13 protein-coding genes are annotated in these 17,555 nt (G+C 60.6%); 9 read left to right on the plus strand and 4 right to left on the minus strand.

Annotated features, from left to right (window positions below):
- Positions 1 to 224: 224 nt before the first annotated feature.
- Positions 225 to 1,199: a helix-turn-helix domain-containing protein gene (locus tag EOA29_RS00705; protein WP_189350371.1), complete on the minus strand. Its 975-nt coding sequence runs from the start codon at positions 1,197 to 1,199 to the stop codon at positions 225 to 227.
- Between the two features lie 390 nt (positions 1,200 to 1,589).
- Here EOA29_RS00705 and EOA29_RS00710 point away from each other — a divergent pair, with 390 nt between their 5' ends.
- The 5 genes from EOA29_RS00710 to EOA29_RS00730 all read left to right on the plus strand — a co-directional run bounded on the left by EOA29_RS00710 (position 1,590) and on the right by EOA29_RS00730 (position 8,777).
- Positions 1,590 to 2,375, plus strand: a complete 786-nt coding sequence (locus tag EOA29_RS00710; RefSeq protein ID WP_127220053.1) for a hypothetical protein — start codon at positions 1,590 to 1,592, stop codon at positions 2,373 to 2,375.
- Between the two features lie 205 nt (positions 2,376 to 2,580).
- Positions 2,581 to 4,086, plus strand: coding sequence for an arylsulfatase (locus tag EOA29_RS00715; protein ID WP_126090209.1), 1,506 nt, complete (start codon positions 2,581 to 2,583; stop codon positions 4,084 to 4,086).
- A gap of 38 nt (positions 4,087 to 4,124) precedes the next feature.
- On the plus strand, positions 4,125 to 5,084 hold the full coding sequence (locus tag EOA29_RS00720; RefSeq protein WP_189350369.1) for a formylglycine-generating enzyme family protein: 960 nt from the start codon (positions 4,125 to 4,127) through the stop codon (positions 5,082 to 5,084).
- Between the two features lie 60 nt (positions 5,085 to 5,144).
- Positions 5,145 to 6,371, plus strand: a complete 1,227-nt coding sequence (locus EOA29_RS00725; protein ID WP_126090208.1) for an alpha/beta hydrolase — start codon at positions 5,145 to 5,147, stop codon at positions 6,369 to 6,371.
- Positions 6,372 to 6,572: 201 nt separating this feature from the next.
- Positions 6,573 to 8,777: an adenylate/guanylate cyclase domain-containing protein gene (locus tag EOA29_RS00730; RefSeq protein ID WP_127220074.1), complete on the plus strand. Its 2,205-nt coding sequence runs from the start codon at positions 6,573 to 6,575 to the stop codon at positions 8,775 to 8,777.
- A 174-nt stretch (positions 8,778 to 8,951) separates the two neighbouring features.
- On the opposite strand, the gene EOA29_RS00735 is transcribed toward EOA29_RS00730, so the two are convergent.
- The gene (locus EOA29_RS00735; RefSeq protein ID WP_126090207.1) at positions 8,952 to 9,830 is read right to left on the minus strand and encodes a FecR domain-containing protein; all 879 of its coding nucleotides are present in this window, start codon (positions 9,828 to 9,830) and stop codon (positions 8,952 to 8,954) included.
- Between the two features lie 82 nt (positions 9,831 to 9,912).
- Positions 9,913 to 10,122: a hypothetical protein gene (locus tag EOA29_RS41055; protein ID WP_189478783.1), complete on the minus strand. Its 210-nt coding sequence runs from the start codon at positions 10,120 to 10,122 to the stop codon at positions 9,913 to 9,915.
- A gap of 36 nt (positions 10,123 to 10,158) precedes the next feature.
- Between EOA29_RS41055 and EOA29_RS00740 the strand changes: the two genes are divergently transcribed.
- Genes EOA29_RS00740 through EOA29_RS00750 form a run of 3 tightly spaced genes read left to right on the plus strand, consistent with a single transcriptional unit; the run spans position 10,159 to position 13,791 of the window.
- A complete protein-coding gene (locus EOA29_RS00740; RefSeq protein WP_126090206.1) occupies positions 10,159 to 11,373 on the plus strand; it encodes a glycosyltransferase family protein in 1,215 nt (404 codons plus the stop codon).
- Between the two features lies 1 nt (position 11,374).
- The gene (locus EOA29_RS00745; RefSeq protein ID WP_126090205.1) at positions 11,375 to 12,619 is read left to right on the plus strand and encodes a glycosyltransferase; all 1,245 of its coding nucleotides are present in this window, start codon (positions 11,375 to 11,377) and stop codon (positions 12,617 to 12,619) included.
- Entirely contained in the window at positions 12,616 to 13,791 is a 1,176-nt protein-coding gene (locus EOA29_RS00750; protein ID WP_126090204.1) for a glycosyltransferase family protein, read from the plus strand. Before EOA29_RS00745 ends, EOA29_RS00750 begins: the two co-directional genes overlap by 4 nt.
- 119 nt (positions 13,792 to 13,910) lie before the next feature.
- Here the strand turns inward: EOA29_RS00750 and EOA29_RS00755 are convergent, their stop codons facing one another.
- On the minus strand, positions 13,911 to 14,582 hold the full coding sequence (locus tag EOA29_RS00755) for a class I SAM-dependent methyltransferase (RefSeq protein WP_126090203.1): 672 nt from the start codon (positions 14,580 to 14,582) through the stop codon (positions 13,911 to 13,913).
- Between the two features lie 162 nt (positions 14,583 to 14,744).
- Between EOA29_RS00755 and EOA29_RS00760 the strand changes: the two genes are divergently transcribed.
- The gene (locus EOA29_RS00760; RefSeq protein ID WP_127220054.1) at positions 14,745 to 17,459 is read left to right on the plus strand and encodes an ABC transporter ATP-binding protein; all 2,715 of its coding nucleotides are present in this window, start codon (positions 14,745 to 14,747) and stop codon (positions 17,457 to 17,459) included.
- Positions 17,460 to 17,555 lie beyond the last annotated feature (96 nt).

Consider the following 17,555-nt stretch of genomic DNA (forward strand, 5'->3'; position numbering starts at 1 on the left):
AGAAACTCACCACTCCGTGCGTTTGGATTCGCGTCCGATGCAACCATGCGTCCGACGCAACCCAGAGCCGAACCCGAAACCGGGCTTGTTCTCTGGCCCAGCGGGCCAGGGGCAATGCATTTACTATTTTAGAATATACTAATTTGATGATGCGACTTCTATCCGGATTGCGCAAATTCCATCGATGACGGGGGCGCAATTTCGAGGACTGCACTGTGCCCTGGTCACGATCTTCCGGCGCGCTGGAGTGTTTCCTTGGGAGACTCACCGAAGAACAGGCGATAGTTGGCGGCGAAGCGGCCCAAATGGTTGACCCCCACATCCATTGCGATCGTTGTAACGCTCAAGCCGTTTGCACGGGCAGTGGTAAGGAGCCGTCTGGCTTCGTTGAGGCGGAGCGCTCTGATGAATTCGAGCGGAGTTACAGCGAATGTGGTGCGAAAGGCGTACTCGAGCTGTCGCCGGCTGACGCCGATTTCCTTGCACAGTCGAACAATGGGTATGTCTTCCCGGATGTGCGTGCGAATGAAATCCTCGGCTGCCGATGCTTGTCTAAAATGATGACTCGCGGAACCGGCTGTCCCGGTCTCACGACTATCTGCGCCCGCGAAGGCGTCAGCCACCACTCCCAGGTATTCCACGAATGCATCTGGCGGTTGCTTTGGCAGAACCGAATCGCTTGCAAGTGTCGCAAGGTGGTCTGCCATCGACTTCATCTGGCTTCGGATTGTTTGCGCTTCGCCGGCGGTGAGCCGAACTGTCGTAGGGCGATCGCTGATCTGTTCGAGGACCATTCCCGCGGCAACCGACTGGATTTCCATCCAGGTCGAGGTCGGGACAATGGCGACTGCGTAGGTGAGGCCGGGCCGGACCGTTGCCGTCACGCTCGTGCCGGCAGGGATTGCCAGGACCAAGTCGTCTTCGAGCGGGATGCCGCATATCGTCGACCCACAGGCCCGCTCGATGGCCACTAACGCCACGGAGCCTGGATCGAAACCGCCATTGGCGCGGAAGGCGCAATTGAATTCGGGCAGGTCGAGCGCCCACTTGCCGGGGGACTGGATTTGCCGGATGCGCGAGGGAAGCCAGCCGGTCGAAAGCCTGTCGACCTTCACGGGCAGACCGGAGGCGGCGCTGGTCAGGTCGTCAGGGCCAAGCAGCACGTCCCTGTACGAAGGCGATGAAGGCCAGGCGGTCAAAAATACGTCCTTTGCGCAAAGTGGATAGCGGGACGGTTGTATTAGGTGTACCTTAAATTCGAATTGCGCGAGATCAATCGGCGCAAAATATGGCCGACGCACGGCTGGTGGGGACTGTGGACGAAATAGATATGGTTCAGACGGGTTCGCCGAGAACATCGAGCGTCTTTGCCATGATTATCGTGCAGCGCCGGGACCGGAGGAGCGAATGGCGCAAGACGTTGATATGTTGATCCGTCAAGTTCCGCTGCATGGCCGCCGAATTGACCTAGCGCAAAGCGAGATTTCATCTAGTCTCCGATGCCGTATCGAATATGACTCGGTGCATAGTTCACAGCGGTGTCTTCGCCACCAGCAAGTGGGCTACAGGGAGGAAAGATGGGGACTCTCATGAACAAATTTCGTTCCGCCGCCTTGGGAACGGCAGCGGTGTCTCTACTTTGTGCGGCCAGTGCGTTTGCGGCAGACGCGACCAAGCAGCAACAGGATGAAGGCTGGACTGTTACTGTCGCCCCGTATCTGTGGGCATCGGGAATCAACGGCGAAAGCGGCCTCTTCGGATTCCCGCCTCAGGATGTCGATGTGAGCTTCAGCGATGTGCTGCAGCATCTCAAATTCGGCTTCATGGGGATTACGGAAGCCCGCAACGGGCGTTTCACCATCAGCACGGACATAGTCTACGCCAGGCTCAACGCCGACATAGACACCCCCCGGGGAATCCTCGCTTCAAACATCGATGCGACGGTGAGCACTTTCATGGGGACGGCGCTTGGCGGTTACAGCCTGTACTATCAGGACGGGACCAATTTCGATCTGGTGGCCGGCGCGCGCCTCTGGTCGGCCGACAACCGTTTCGAATTCCACGGCGGCGCGCTTGACGGCACTTCGGCGAGCGACGGCGATACATGGGTCGATCCGGTGATCGGCGCCAAATTCAAGGCCGATGTCGGTAACGGAATCTACCTTGCCGGCTGGGGCCTGGTCGGTGGTTTCGGCGCGGGGTCCAAGTCCATGTGGGACGTAATGGGTGGCGCCGGTTATCAATTCAACGAAAAGACGTCGATGTTTATCGGCTATCGGGCCGTGCACGACAATTATAGTCACGACGGTTTCGTGAATAAACTCACCCAGCAGGGACCGATGCTGGGTTTCACGTATAAATTCTCGGTCCAATAAAGGATTGAGACGGAGTGGTTGGTTCGTGGCGCTTGCGTTTAGCTGGACTGCCAAGTGATGGCAGAGAGGCCATCGGCTGCTGTCCGACACCGGTGTGCTTACTGGTCGGAAAACAGAAACACAGGTCCTGAAAGCTTCGGCCTTCAGGGAGGAGTGACGTTGATACCCCAAAAGCATTTACCCAAAGGGGAGAAGGGCGGAGAGTATGAGTATCGATCGAGACTTCCCGGCTGAAGCCGGCACAAGCAACAAAATCACGCGGCGCGACGCATTGATGGCCGGCACGGCGGCTGCCGTTTCGCGATTTGCCGTTCCTGCCGGCCTCTCAGGAGCGCTTGCCGGCCTTGCCGGTGTTCAGGCCGTGGCGGCCGAGCCATCGCGACCCAACATCGTCTTCATCGTCACGGACGATCAGGGCTGGAAAGATGTCGGCTACCATGGCTCGGACATCAAGACGCCCAACATCGACAAGCTTGCAGCAGAAGGGGCGAAGCTCGAGGAATATTACGTGCAGCCGATGTGCACACCAACGCGTTGCGCCCTGATGACCGGCCGCTATCCGCTACGCTATGGTATGCAGGTTGGCGTTGTCCCTGCTGCGGGGACCTATGGCCTTCCGCTTGACGAAACCCTTCTTCCGCAAGTCCTCAAAGATGCCGGTTATCGAACGGCGATGAGCGGTAAATGGCATCTTGGCCATGCCAAGACGGATTATTGGCCGAAACAACGTGGATTTGATTCATTCTACGGGGCAACCGTCGGCGAGATCGATCATTTCAAACATGCTTCGCACGGGATCGCGGACTGGTACCGAAACAACAAGCCGATCAAGGAGCAGGGCTTCGACAACATCCTGTTCGGTCGGGAGGCCGTCCGGGTCATCAACACGCACGATCAGAAAAAGCCCCTCTTTCTCTACCTCGCCTTCACCGCGCCCCACACGCCCTTCCAGGCTCCGAAGGAGTATCTCGACCGGTACAAGAATATCCCGGACGAGAACCGGAGAGCCTATGCCGCCATGATCTCCGTGATCGATGACGAGGTGGGAAACGTCGTGGCCGCCCTCGAGAAGAAGAGGATTCGCGACAACACTCTTATCGTTTTCATGAGCGACAATGGCGGCGTCGTCAACTCGATGTTTACGGGGGACACGAAGGTAAACGGCAAGCTGCCTGCGGATAACGGCCCCTATCGTGACGGCAAAGGCACTATCTATGAAGGGGGCACCCGCTCGGTTGCCTTCATGAACTGGCCCGGCAAGATCAAGCCTGGTGTCTTCAATGGCCTTATGCACGTCGTTGACATGTTGCCAACGCTGTCCGGGCTAGCCGGTGCCAAGCCTGGCAAGGACAAACCGCTGGACGGCATGGATATGTGGCCGGCCATCAGCGAGGGCAAACCTTCGCCGCGCACTGAGATTGTCTACAACGTTGATCCGATGGCCGGCGCGGTGCGTGAGGGCGATTGGAAATTGGTATGGGCAGCAGCGTTGCCGCAAAAGATAGAGCTTTTCAATTTGGCGCAGGACAAATCGGAAGCGACCAATCTGGCCGACAAAAATCCGGATAAAGTCAAGGAGTTGCAGGCAAGGATTACGGAACTCGCAACCCAGATGAAGCCTCCGCTGTTGCTGATGGAAGCCGTGCGGTTGACGTACTTCACACCGTTGGTGACGCCAAGCCCGGAAGATATGTTTGCCGCGGGAGATTGAAAGGCAGATGAGTTCTGCCGTTCAGACGAGGCCGCCCGATGACTGAGGCACGACTTGCCGCAAAGCCGGCAGCCTCGTCGCATGGCGATATGCTCTGGATCCCCGGCGGCGAGTTCCTGATGGGCTCGAACGGCCACTATCCGGAAGAGGCGCCGGCGCACCGCGTCGTCGTCGGCGGCTTCTGGATGGATCGCACGACGGTCACAAACGCCGAGTTCAGGCGCTTCGTCGAGGCGACCGGCTACGCTACGCTGGCCGAGCGCCCGGCAAATGCGGCTGACTATCCCGGAGCCAGCGTCGATTCATTGGCTCCGGCTTCAGCCCTGTTCGTCAGGCCTCCACGCGGCATCGATCGCAGCAATCATTACAACTGGTGGGCTTACGTCCGGGGCGCGAACTGGAGGCATCCGCGCGGGCCCGCCAGCGGCCTCAAGGGGCTCGAAAGCCATCCTGTCGTGCACATTGCCTATGAGGACGCGGAAGCCTACGCGAACTGGGCCGGAAAGGCGCTGCCGACCGAGGCCGAATGGGAGTTCGCCGCGCGCGGCGGGTTGGAGGGCGCCGAATTCGTATGGGGCGACGAACTGACCCCCGGCGGCCAGCATATGGCCAACACCTATCAGGGCGAGTTTCCATTCCGCAACGATTGCGAGGACGGCTACGAATGGACCGCGCCCGTCGCCTCGTTTCCGGCAAACGGTTATGGCCTCTATGACATGGCCGGCAATGTCTGGCAGTGGACTGTCGACTGGTACCAGGAGCACCGCCGAATCGAGAGCCCATGCTGCACGATAACCAATCCGCGCGGCGGCGAGCGCGAGGCGAGCTACGACCCGCTGACGCCCGACATCAAAATTCCACGCAAGGTCACCAAGGGCGGGTCCTTCCTGTGTGCCCCCAGCTACTGCCGGCGTTACCGCCCGGCCGCTCGCATGGCGCAGCCCGTGGATACGTCCACCTGTCACCTTGGCTTTCGTTGCATCGCGCGTTCGTCGTGAGGGGAGCGTGCTTGTGCTCGGCCGATGTCAGCGCGTGAAGGCATCCACAAAGGGTAAGCAATGGCGCGGTCTAGACCGTTACGCAGGCACGCCGTAGGAAGTATATCGGCTCTCTTCCTTGCGCTGACGGCGTGCGCGACAGAGCCCGAGGGCGTTCTTACGCCGATTCCCGCGAGCCTGGTCTCGCCGGCGGCCTCGGATGTGACGATGCTGGTTGCGACCAGCCGCAAGCCTTCCGGCGACCCGGCGACCTTGTTCACGGGCGAGCGCAGCCCGGCACTTTCCTTGACCGACCTCACCATCTCAATCCCGCCGAACCGTGCGCCCGGCACGGTCGAATGGCCGAAAAAGCTGCCGCCCGATCCCCGGAAGGATTTCGCCGTCGTTGCCGCGAAAAATCTGTCGATTCCCGAAGCTCACAAATGGCTGCATTCTCATAATTCGAACGGCCATGTTCTCGTCTTCGTGCATGGCTTTAACAACAGGTATGAGGATTCGGTGTTTCGCTTCGCGCAGTTCGTGCATGACTCGCGGGCAAAGGTCGTGCCGATCCTTTTCACATGGCCGTCGCGCGCCAGTGTTCTCGGCTACAACTACGACAAGGAAAGCACCAATTTTTCACGCACCGCATTCGAGCGGACGTTGAAGGCCTTGGCTGACGACCGCGGCGTGACGGACGTCACGGTCATGGCGCACTCTATGGGCACCTGGCTCGCGATGGAATCATTGAGGCAGATGGCGTTGGAGGACGGGCGCGTTTCGCCCAAGATCAGGAACGTCATCCTGGCATCTCCCGATCTGGACGTGGATGTCTTCGGCCGCCAGTGGACCGAGCTCGGACCGAAAAAGCCGAAGTTCACCATCACCGTCTCGCGGGACGACCGGGCGCTTGCCGTTTCGCGTCTGATCGCGGGCAATGTCGATAGGGTGGGGCAGGCCGATCCGTCAAAGGAGCCGTACAAATCGAAGCTGCAGGCGGCCGGAATAACAGCTCTGGATCTGACTGACGTGAAGACCGCGGATCGTTTGAACCACAGCAAGTTTGCCGAAAGTCCTGAAATCGTGCAGCTCCTGGGGGCGCAACTGGCATCCGGTCAAACCCTGACGGATTCGAAAGTTGGCCTTGGCGACGAGCTGGGCCTGGTCGTTGCCGGCACAGTCGACACGATCGGCAACGCCGCGGCAACGACGGTCAGCGCGCCCATTGCGGCGGTTGAGGGGAACACGAACAAACCGCCGCCCGACGACCTGGAGACGATACTGAGGGGCGATGCGACGACGCAGTGATTCGTAGCCCCAGTGTTTACTCGGTTCTTCCTGGCTGCGGAAAATCGTCAGCGCTGGGACTGCGCTACTCCGTTGGGGCGGTAAGGTTGGTGATTGCACATTCGCCGGGAACAATGCAGCCTAGCCTTGAGGCTCGAAACCTACCTCCCGGGGCGGGACCATGCAGGAAGGACACGCAGCACAGCAACCGGTGCAGAAGTCATGACACGCGCCCAGTTGGCCGGCGTCATCCTGGGCTTGTCGCTGGTAGCGGCGCTTACAATTGTCCGGGCGCGCGACCCGCAGCCGTTGAGACTGGCCCGCGAAGCGACGTTCGACCAATATCAGAGGCTGGCACCTCGCCACTTCGAGTCGATGCCCGTCCGCGTGGTCGACATCGACGAGGCCTCATTGCAGCAGTTCGGGCAGTGGCCGTGGCCCAGGGATCGCATGGCGGCTCTGGTCGAGAAACTGACGGAGCTTGGTGCGGCAGCCATCGCATTCGACATCCTTTTCGCCGAGCCTGATCGTCTGTCGCCTCGCACTGTTGTCCGCGACGTGCCAGGCATCGATCCTGCCGTGCTCGACCGCCTGCCCGACAACGACGAGATCTTCGCCCGGTCGATCGCCGGCAAACCAGTTATCCTGGGTTACGGCATCTCCAACGAAGGGAACTATCGTCCGCGAATGAAGGCTGGCATCGCCTTTACGGGCGAAAGCCCGGTCGATGCTCCTCCCCATATCAAGGCAGCCACACCGCTGCGGCCGCAGCTTGAGGCCAATGCCGCCGGCATCGGGCATATCAGCCTCAATCCGGGCAGGTCGACCGCTGTTGTGAGGGCAACTCCACTTTTTCTGACTGATGGCGAGCAGCTTTATCCGGATCTTGCGCTCGAGGCCATGAGGGTAGCGCAAGGCGCCTCCACCTATCTCATTGCCGGCGCGCCGGATCGGCAGGGCATAATGACCTCCGTCAAGATCGGCGACTTCGTTATCCCGGTAACCTCGGCCGGCGAACTCTGGCTCTATGTCAGTCCCGACAGGGCGGAACGGTATGTTTCGGCGAAGGACGTGCTCGCACCCGACGGCGTCTCGCCTGAAACAAAGGCCGCGATCGACGGCAGCATCGTGTTTGTCGGCACTTCCGCCGCCGGGCTTCAGGATATTCGTGTCACGGCACTCGGTGAGAACGTGCCGGGCGTCTCGCTCCACGCGCAGATGGTTGAACAGGTACTGTCCGGCCACTATCTGTCGCGGCCCGACTGGGCAAACGGGCTGGAAATCGCGTCGATCGCGATGCTGGGCATCCTTCTGGTGATTCTCACGATTTTCGTAAGCCCCGCGATTGCGCTCGCCTGCGGCCTGGCGATCACGGGCCTGGCGCTCGTCGCATCATGGCTCGCCTTTTCGCTTGCGGGACTGCTGTTCGACCCGTTTGCGCCGATCGTCATGGGCACGATCACGCATTTCGCGACAACCTCTTTCCGCTTCCTGGTGACTGATCGGGAGCGGCGCGCGATCCGGCGGGCCTTCGGCCAATATTTGTCGCCATCGCTTCTCTACCGCATCGAGCACACGCGCAACGCACTTCGTCTTGGCGGAGACGACCGCGAGCTGACCGTGATGTTTGTCGATGTGCGAAACTTCACCGAGATCAGCGAAAGACTGCCGCCCACAGCTGTCGTGCGGTTTCTGAACACGCTTCTCGACGCGCTCAGCCGTCATGTCACCGCCAATGAAGGCACACTCGACAAGTTCATCGGCGATTCGATCATGGCCTTTTGGAATGCCCCGGTCGATGTCACCGACCATCCTGCCAAGGCCGTTCGCGCGGCATTGGCCATGCGCGAGACGATTGCCCGCCTCAACGAAAGCGATGCATTCGGATTCGGGGCCGGGCAGACGGTTCGCATCGGTATCGGAATCCATACCGGCGTCGCCTGCGTCGGAAACATGGGTGCGGAGTCGCGATTCAACTATTCGGCCGTTGGCGACGCGGTGAACATAGCAGCGCGTATCGAGACAGCGTGCAAGACGGTGAGTTTCGACATCCTCGCGTCCGACGACACAGTAAGATCACTGCCAGGCTGGGCCTTGCTCGACGCGGGATCGCTGGAGCTCAAGGGAAAGAGCTCCAGGACCAGAATCAGTGCCGTCGTCGGCGATGAAAATGTTGCGTCGTCGCCGGATTTTGCGGAATTGCGGCTTCTCCACGGCAAGCTCGTCGAGGCGTTGCAATCGCGCTTGCCAGGCAGCCGAAAGATCATCGCGGCGGCCAAAGCCAAGGCTGCAAGCCTGCCGGCAGGCTTGCAGGACTTCTATGGCCGGATAGCTCGTAGAGCGGATGATTTTGTTGCCAAACGGGCGGCAGCGGCGGTGGAAGTGAATGCCGGCTATGCGGAGCAACAATTCGGCTCCGGTTCCTGACCTGCGTTCATACAGGGAGGTCGACCACATGACTCGCTACTGTTCAAGGGCAATGATGTCGTCCACCCCGACGTAGAGGCGAGTTAGCCCCGGCCGGGCGGCGAAGTCGAATATCGGACTCGCCAAGAAAAAGAGCGGCTATCCGTGGCTCTTGCCGTTGCCACCGCCCTTGCCCTATCCCTTCTTGCCAGGACCGTAGGATCTTCCGGGATTGCTGGGATCGTGCTTACCCGGATCATTTCCATGCCCATTGTTGCCGTCATCCACCTCGCCTTTCGGCGGCGGCTCCGGCGGGCTCGGCGGATTGGGCGTGCCCGGACTGGGTGGCGCCGGTGAGTTGCGCTGCTGCGGCCGCGGCGTATGTTCCTGCTGAATGGCAGCCGTAAGCCCGCAATTTCCGCCGATTGCGCCAAAGCTTCCCGAAAGCTGCTGATTGCCGGTCAGAAACGGCAATGCCCGCGAGGTGCCGAGTGTGGTGAGCACGGATCGATTGACCTTGATAACGTCGGTGATTGCGCCCGATGGCGTCGCGACCACACAATCGCAGCGCCGCTTCAGTTCCCTGCATCCGGCGCCGCCGCAGAATCGGGCCGTCCCCTTCAGGAGCACGACGGCGGTTTTGCCGTTGGGCGCGATATGGACATCGAATGCTGTTCCCCGCACGCCTATCGTGCCCGCAGGCGTCACGATCTGGTAGGCGGATGAAGGCGAGCTTCCGCTTATCCAGCGAAACGTTCCCTTGGCAGCGCGGATGGTAAGCTTCTTCACCGAATTATCATCGTTGAAGACATACTTGTCGATGACGACTGAAGAACCCCATCCCACCGCCAGCTTGGTGCCATCCAGGAACACGAACTGGCCAAGCCCGGAATTGGATGTACTGATCCGTTCGTCCCGATGAACGGGTGACTTGACTTCCAGCGGTCCGCTTGCGCCGGTAACGGCAGTTTTGATCACGACTGCCTGGCCCACTGCTTCGGCGGCTATGGTCGGTGTCGCATTGTTGAGCGTCGCGGCAAGAGCGACAATAGCAGCCCACCTCAAGGACGGCATAGCATCCTCCTGCAAATGCCTTTATTAGCATATGCTTGAAGAGGAGGCATACATCAATTGAAGTAGGACATAGCTCTTTCGCTCAGGCAAAGCTCGAAAGCACAATCGTCGACGCCAGGCTCTGTGCCGCGCACGGCGCAACAAGACCGACGAGGCTGATGCGCTGGGGATTGCATCTGATGCGCATGGCAGCTGGGCAGACGTTGAGTAATACAATTGAAAAAATTGCGTCCTCATGTTCAAAGCAGGTCGGTAGACCCGCGAGGATGGTTTCGAATTCCGGGTCGCCCACGGTCCTCAAAACGAGAATTCTAAAAGACGTTCAACAATGACCCAGCACGCACAAGACGCTCGAATTCTCATGTACAGCCACGACACGTTCGGGCTCGGCCACCTGCAGCGCTGTCGGACGATCGCGCATTCGCTGGTCGAGGATTTCCGCGGACTTCAGGTGCTGATCATTTCAGGCGCGCCTATCGCCGGTGCCTTCGACTATCGCGCCCGCGTCGACTTCGTGAAGATCCCCAGCGTCATCAAATTGCGCAACGGCGAGTACACCTCGCTGGAAAAGGATATCGATCTGCATGAGACGCTGAGGATGCGGCAGTCGATCATCCGCCACACGGCCGAGACCTTCCGGCCGGATATCTTCATCGTCGACAAGGAACCGCTCGGCCTGCGCGGTGAGATCGAGGATACTTTGTCCTACCTCAAGACGCGGGGTACCACGCTCGTGCTTGGTCTGCGCGAGGTCATGGATGCGCCGCATCTGCTCGAAGCAGAGTGGGCACGCAGGGATGTGATGCGCAAGATAGGCCTGTTCTACGACAAGGTCTGGGCCTATGGCCCGCCGGATTTCTACGATCCGTTGACCGGCCTGGATGTGCCGCCGGCTGTCAGGGCAAAGATGAGGTTCGTCGGTTTCCTGCAACGGAGCCTGCAGCGGATCGAGTTGCCCGGCCACCGGCCCGAGGGCGAGTATATCCTCGTTACCACCGGGGGCGGCGGTGACGGCGCGGAACTGATCCACGACGTCATCGATGCCTATCAGCAGGACCCGCAATTGCAGCATAGGGCGCTGATCGTGCTTGGGCCTTACATGCCGGCACGCAAGCGCAACAAGCTGCTCAAGAAGGGGGCCAAGATCCCCTATATCAAGATCATCGAGTTCGACAACCGCATGGAAGACCTGATTGCAGGGGCCAAGGCGGTAGTGGCGATGGGCGGTTACAACACCTATTGCGAGATACTGTCTTTCGACAAGCCGGCGCTGATCGTGCCGCGCACCGAGCCTCGGGAGGAGCAATTGATCCGCGCTCGGCGCGCAGCCGAACTCGGCCTCATCGAGATGCTTTTGCCGGAAGAAGCCAAGGATTCCCAGCGGTTTGCCGATGCGCTGGTGATGCTGCCGGACCGGCCCCGCCCATCCCAGAGCAATCCGCATCTGAGGCTGGAAGGGCTGCCCCATATTTCCGAAATCGTCGCGGAACTGCTCGACCGGCGGGCCAGTCCTCACCTTTCGGTCATTGAAGGAATGAACTGAGTTGCGACGCCGCAAGATCGTCGTGGTTCTAAAGGGCTATCCACGGCTGTCGGAAACCTTCATCGCGCAGGAACTGCTCGGTCTGGAGCGCGCGGGGTTCGACCTGATACTCGTCGCGCTCAGGCGGCCGACCGACGCAAAACGCCACCCCGTGCATGACGAGATCAAAGCGCCCGTCCATTATCTGCCGGAATATCTGCATGAAGAGCCGCTGCGCGTGGTTCGCTCGCTGTTCGCCTATCTGCTGCGGCCGGGCCTCTGGCGCGCGCTCGGATCGCTGGCTGCCGATCTCCCCCGCGACTTTACGCGCAATCGCGTGCGCCGCTTCGGGCAAGCGCTCGTGCTGGCGGCCGAATGGCCGGAAGACGCGGGATGGTTGCATGCACATTTCGCGCACACGCCGGCATCGGTGACGCGCTATGCCAGCCAGCTTCGCAGCCTGCCGTGGAGCTGCTCGGCCCATGCCAAGGACATCTGGACTTCGGCGGACTGGGATCTGGCCGGCAAGCTCTCCTCCGCGCGCTGGACGGTCACCTGCACGAAAACCGGTTTCGACCGTCTGAAAGAACTCGCCAACGGCAAGTCGTCCGTGCATCTGAGCTATCATGGGCTCGACCTTGATCGCTTCGGCAGTTTCGGCGAGGCGCGAAAGCAGCATGACGGCTCGGCGCCGGACGAACCGGTCATCATTCTCAGCGTCGGGCGCGCCGTTGAAAAGAAAGGTTACGATACCTTGCTGCAGGCCCTTGCCCTCTTGCCTGGCGATTTGGCGTGGCGTTTCGAGCATATCGGCGGCGGCGAGCACCTGGAACGGCTCAAGGCGCTGGCGCAAAAGCTCGGACTGGATGGCCGCGTCTCCTGGAAGGGCGCGCTTGCTCAGGAGGAGGTGCTTGAGCACTACCGCCGCGCCGACATCTTCGCCCTGGCCTGCAGGATCACCGCGAATGGCGACCGGGACGGTCTGCCGAATGTTCTGGTGGAGGCGGCCAGCCAGCGGCTTGCCTGCGTGTCGACCGATATTTCCGGCGTGCCGGAGCTTTTATCGCCGGATGAAACCGGGCTGCTGGTTCCGACGGAAAACCCAATTGCCCTGGCACAGGCGCTGGAGCGCCTGATCCGTGATCCCATGCTGCGCGCCCGTCTCGGCGACGCCGCGGAGCGGCGCGTGCGCGGCAATTTCGATCATATGGCAAGCATTGGACAGCTCAAGGAACTGTTCGAGCGCGAGTGGCGGGCCGCCGATTGAAGCAGCTGCGCGCTTTCCTCTATGTCCAGCACCTGCTCGGCATCGGCCATCTCGCGCGCTCCAGCCGCATCGCAGCGGCCCTGGTCGATGACGGGTTTGACGTAACCGTCGTGACCGGCGGCGCGCCGATCGCGGGGTTTCCGGGACCAGGGGTAAAAACTGTAACCCTGCCACCTGTCACCTCCGGCGATGAAGGATTTTCCGGACTTGTCGACCTGCAGGGCAAACCCATCGACGACGATTTCAAGAAGCGGCGTTCAGAGATGCTGCTGCAGGCATTCCGGGATTGCAGGCCCGATATCGTGATCGTCGAGGCGTTTCCATTTGGACGCCGGCAGATGCGTTTCGAACTCTTGCCGCTGATCGAGGCCATCGACGCGACGTCGCCCAGACCGCTGCTGGCGACCTCCGTCCGTGATATCCTTCAGGAACGCGTCAAGCCGGGCCGAAACGAGGAAACGGTCGATCTCATCAACAGGCATTTCGACCTTGTCATGGTCCACGGCGATCCGGCTTTCGCAACCATCGACAAGACATTTCCACTGGCTGGGGCGATCAGGGCCGAGGTTGCCTATACAGGCCTCGTTGCTGCGCCGCCACCGCCCGCGGCCTCCGAGCGCTTCGATGTGCTGGTGTCGGTTGGCGGCGGAGCTGCCGGAAAGAGCCTTGTCAGCTCCACCGTCGCAGCGGCGCGGAATGCCAACAACGGCTGGAAATGGTGTTTGATCACCGGCCCAAACCTGCCGAAAGACGAGTTTGACGCGATCGCACGCGATGCCACGCCGGGTCTGTCCATCTTCCGGTTCCGCGAGGATTTCGCCAGCCTGCTGACGGGCGCCCGCCTGTCGGTCTCGCAGGCGGGTTACAACACGGTCTGCGATGTCCTGCGCGCGGGTTGTCGCTCCCTGCTTGTTCCATTTGCAGCCGGCGGGGAAACCGAACAGACGGTTCGCGCCCTGATGCTCGAACAACTCGGTCTTGCAACGGTGCTGATGGAAAAGGACCTGACGCCCGAAGGTTTGGCGCAGGCGATCGAACAGGCGCTTGTGGCACCGACGCCATCCGCGCATCGTCTCGATCTGGAAGGGGCGCGTCACTCGGCGCAAATCCTGCGCGAGCGGCATCGAACATGGTCCCTAAAAATGGGGTCCGGTCTCGGAAAAAGGACATGATCAAGCAGACGGCGGAGCCTAAAGCGCGTCGCGCTGAAACGGATTCAGTCGACGCGCTTTAAGTCTTTGTTTTGATGCATGTCGTTGTCCAAACCGCTACGCGCTTTTGGGCGAAATGCTTAAACAGTTCCAATCAGCATGAAGCGCGTATAATTTTTTGTCGGCAGTTCGCCGGAGAACCGCATCTCCCGTAGCGCCGCCATTGCTTCGAAGGCTGCGAGTGAAGCCACGCAGTTGATGTGTGTCGGCTCGCTGAAATAATCGTTGGATTGCAGCAGTACATTCGTACCCCGCGGAAGCAGGGTAAGCCAGGCGCGCAGATCTGCGATGTGTTCGCAGCTCGTATTGACTATCAGGTCGGACGGCCCGGCCGCATAGTCGACTGCGTACATATCTGCCGTCAGCGCCCGGAACCGGTCGCCGGCTTCCCGGTTGAGGGTCCGGGCGACCGGCGCGACTTCGGGGTCGATGTCGATGCTGTCAACCGCCGCGACGTCGAAGCGGGCGTCGTTGAAAAGCATTGCCGGCAATATACCGTACCATCCACCCACAACCCATATGCGCCCGAACCGGCCGCCGCAGCTTTCGAACAGTTTGTTGAGCGCCCACATCTTGCAGGCGACCTGCTTGTGGTTAAAGGCGTTGGCGATGTCGGCCTTCGGATGCTTGGCGATGACACGCGCCAGCCCTGCCACGAGAGGGTGTTTGACATAGGCAGCAATCCCCCGCGTGAGGTCCAAGGCCTGCTCGTGCCCGTCCATGCCGGCATTGCGCGGTTGCGTAACATCCATCATATTCGCCTTGTACGTTGGGATTTCGGGCGACACAACGCAATCTTGCCCCGCCAAGCCGCCTCGCAGGCTTCGAACGTGTCGCCGGCGATGATTGCCGATGCGCCGTTCACCGGCTGGTACTTTTACTTTGTTCCTTAAACTGAAGGTCCGCAGTCGCATATGGAAGCCAGCCTAGCCCGCTATATCTGGACGCACACCAAGAAGCAGCAGCTCTGGATATTGATTATCGTCTTGCTTTCGATGATCCCGTATTTCATGTCCTTTGACCTGCCGAAGCTGATCGTCAACGGCCCGATCCAAGGTAGAGGCTTCGAGCAACCGGGCGCGACCCAGTCATTCATGAGGCTCCACTATAACTTGCCGTTCATTGGAGAGGTCCAGTTCTTCTCCGGTTTTCAGCTCGACCGCACGGCGACGCTGTTTGCCCTGAGCCTTGTGTTCCTCTTGCTGGTCGTCATCAACGGCCTGTTCAAACTCTACATCAACACCTACAAGGGCCGGCTCGGCGAACGCATGCTGCGGCGTATCCGCTTCGATCTGGTCGATCGTGTGCTGCGGTTTCCGCCCCGTTACTTCACGCGTGTGAAATCCGCCGAAGTGGCAACCATGGTGAAGGACGAGGTCGAGCCGCTGGGCGGCTTCATCGGCGATGCCTTCCTGCAGCCGGTGCTGCTCGGTGGCCAGGCGCTGACGGCCATGCTGTTCATCCTGGTCCAGAACTTCTGGCTCGGAATGATAGCGGCCGTGATCGTGGCGATCCAGATCGTGCTCATCCCGCGAATGCGGCGGCGGCTGATCGTGCTCGGGCGCAAACGGCAGTTGACGGCGCGCGCGCTTTCGGGCCGCGTTGGCGAAATCGTCGACGGCATCGGCGCGGTTCACGTCCACGATACATCAAACTACGAGCGCGCCGACATAGCTGCCCGGCTCGGGCTCATCTTCAAGATCCGCTTCGATCTTTACCAATGGAAATTCATGGTGAAGTTCCTGAACAATTTCCTCGCGCAGGTCACGCCGTTTCTGTTCTACATGGTCGGCGGGTATCTGGTTATCCAGGGCCGGCTGGACGTCGGCCAGCTCGTGGCCGTGATCGGCGCCTACAAGGACCTGCCTGGACCGATGAAGGAACTGATCGACTGGGATCAGGACCGGCAGGATGTCCAGGTCAAATATCAGCAGGTCGTTGAACAGTTCACGGTCGAGGGTCTCATTGCGCCGAGAATCGGGGCATTGACGATCGACGATCCCGGTCCGATGACCAACCCGCTGTCGGCGATCAGCCTGTCCATGGCAGACGATGGCGGTGCAATGCTCCTTGACCGTGTCTCCCTCCAGGTCAAGCCGGGCGAGACGGTGGCGCTGGTCAGCACCGCAACAGGTGGCGCGGAGGCGCTTGCGGAGGCCTTCGCGCGACTGAACTGGCCGAACGGCGGAAGGGTCGCTTCGGGCGCCGACGACCTGCTTGAACTCCCTGAGGCAGTGACCGGCCGGCGCATGTCCTATGCCTCGTCGGATGTTTTCCTGTTCCAGGCAAGCCTCCGCGACAACCTGCTCTACGGGTTGAAGCATGCGCCGCTGACATCGGTGACTTATGACGGTGTCGCCGCAGACCAGCGCCGCTGGAACATCAGCGAGGCGAGCCGGTCGGGCAATCCGGATCTCGATATCCACAGCGACTGGATCAACTATGCTTCCGCCGGCGCTACCGGCCCGCACGACCTCTTTGAAGCCGTGCGCCGCGTGCTCGACGCGGTTGTTCTGTCACGCGACATTCTGGATCTTGGCTTGCGCTCTTCGGCCGACCTCACGCGTCACACGGAGCTTGCCAGGCGTATCGTCGAACTGCGCGCGGCGCTGCGAGCCCGGCTGGAACACGAAGGGCTGAGCGGACTGGTGGTTCCTTTCGAACCGGGCGCCTACAACAAGGAAGCAACGATCGGCCAGAACCTGCTCTTCGGCGCTGCCGCCGGCCCGGATCTGGCCGACAGGGCTCTGGCGGCAAATCCCTATTTTGCTTCCGTGCTGAGGCAAGCCGGCCTCGATCGCACGCTCTACGAAATGGGCATGGAGATCGCCGAACAGGCGATCGAGCTGTTTGCCGACCTGCCGCCCGATCACCCGTTCTTCCAGCAACTCACCTTCATGAGCGCCGAGGAGATACCCGCCTACGAAACCTTGCTGCAACGGCTCAAGAACCGTCCCTACGAGACGGTTTCGGAGAGCGACCGCGCCATGATCGTCACCTTGAGCTTTGCCTATATCGAGCCCCGGCATCGCTTCGGCCTGCTGAGCGACGAATTGATGAACAACATCGTCGCCGCACGCAACCGGTTCTATGAAGACCTGCCGCCCGAGTTGCAAAACGCGGTCGAACGGTACGATCCTGCCAAATACATTGCCGCGGCTACCGTCATGGACAATGTCCTGTTCGGGCGTCTGGGCAGCAACCACCCCGACGCGCCGGACCGAATACGCTCCATCGTCTATGACATTCTCGATGAACTGGGGCTTTATGCCGAACTGCTGGATGTCGGTTTGGACTTCAACGTCGGCGCCGGCGGCAGGCGGCTGACCGGTGGACAGCGACAGAAGCTCGATGTTGCCCGGGCCCTGCTCAAGCGTCCCGATTTTCTCATCCTCAACCGGCCGCTGTCTGCGCTCGACCAGCGCGTACAGGACAAGGTGCTGCAAAACGTGCTCGAGGAAGCCAGACGCGACGGCCATTCGCCGGCAATTGTGTGGGTCGTGACGAATCCGGCAATGGCGATGATGTTCGATCGCGTTGTCGTCTTCGACTCGGGTCGTTTGGTGGAAGACGGAACACACGAGGGACTTTTGGCAGGGGACGGTATTTTCAAGGAACTGCTGTCATAGAGCATTGGACATTCAGAGAGGATCATTCTGCCGGTGGGAACTTACCGCAAGGTCAAGGGATTATGGTTTTCGGCTGATCGGGCTCGCCACGTTTCG

The organism is Mesorhizobium sp. M1E.F.Ca.ET.063.01.1.1, assembly GCF_003998155.1.
Taxonomy (GTDB): domain Bacteria; phylum Pseudomonadota; class Alphaproteobacteria; order Rhizobiales; family Rhizobiaceae; genus Mesorhizobium.

Bases quoted from the DNA above. Each gene is read 5' to 3' on its own strand.
- EOA29_RS00710 (WP_127220053.1), top strand. From the start codon at position 1,590: ATGAACAAATTTCGTTCCGCCGCCTTGGGAACGGCAGCGGTGTCTCTA.
- EOA29_RS00715 (WP_126090209.1), top strand. From the start codon at position 2,581: ATGAGTATCGATCGAGACTTCCCGGCTGAAGCCGGCACAAGCAACAAA.
- EOA29_RS00720 (WP_189350369.1), top strand. From the start codon at position 4,125: ATGACTGAGGCACGACTTGCCGCAAAGCCGGCAGCCTCGTCGCATGGC.
- EOA29_RS00725 (WP_126090208.1), top strand. From the start codon at position 5,145: ATGGCGCGGTCTAGACCGTTACGCAGGCACGCCGTAGGAAGTATATCG.
- EOA29_RS00730 (WP_127220074.1), top strand. From the start codon at position 6,573: ATGACACGCGCCCAGTTGGCCGGCGTCATCCTGGGCTTGTCGCTGGTA.
- EOA29_RS00735 (WP_126090207.1), bottom strand. From the start codon at position 9,830: ATGCCGTCCTTGAGGTGGGCTGCTATTGTCGCTCTTGCCGCGACGCTC.
- EOA29_RS00740 (WP_126090206.1), top strand. From the start codon at position 10,159: ATGACCCAGCACGCACAAGACGCTCGAATTCTCATGTACAGCCACGAC.
- EOA29_RS00755 (WP_126090203.1), bottom strand. From the start codon at position 14,582: ATGGATGTTACGCAACCGCGCAATGCCGGCATGGACGGGCACGAGCAG.
- EOA29_RS00760 (WP_127220054.1), top strand. From the start codon at position 14,745: ATGGAAGCCAGCCTAGCCCGCTATATCTGGACGCACACCAAGAAGCAG.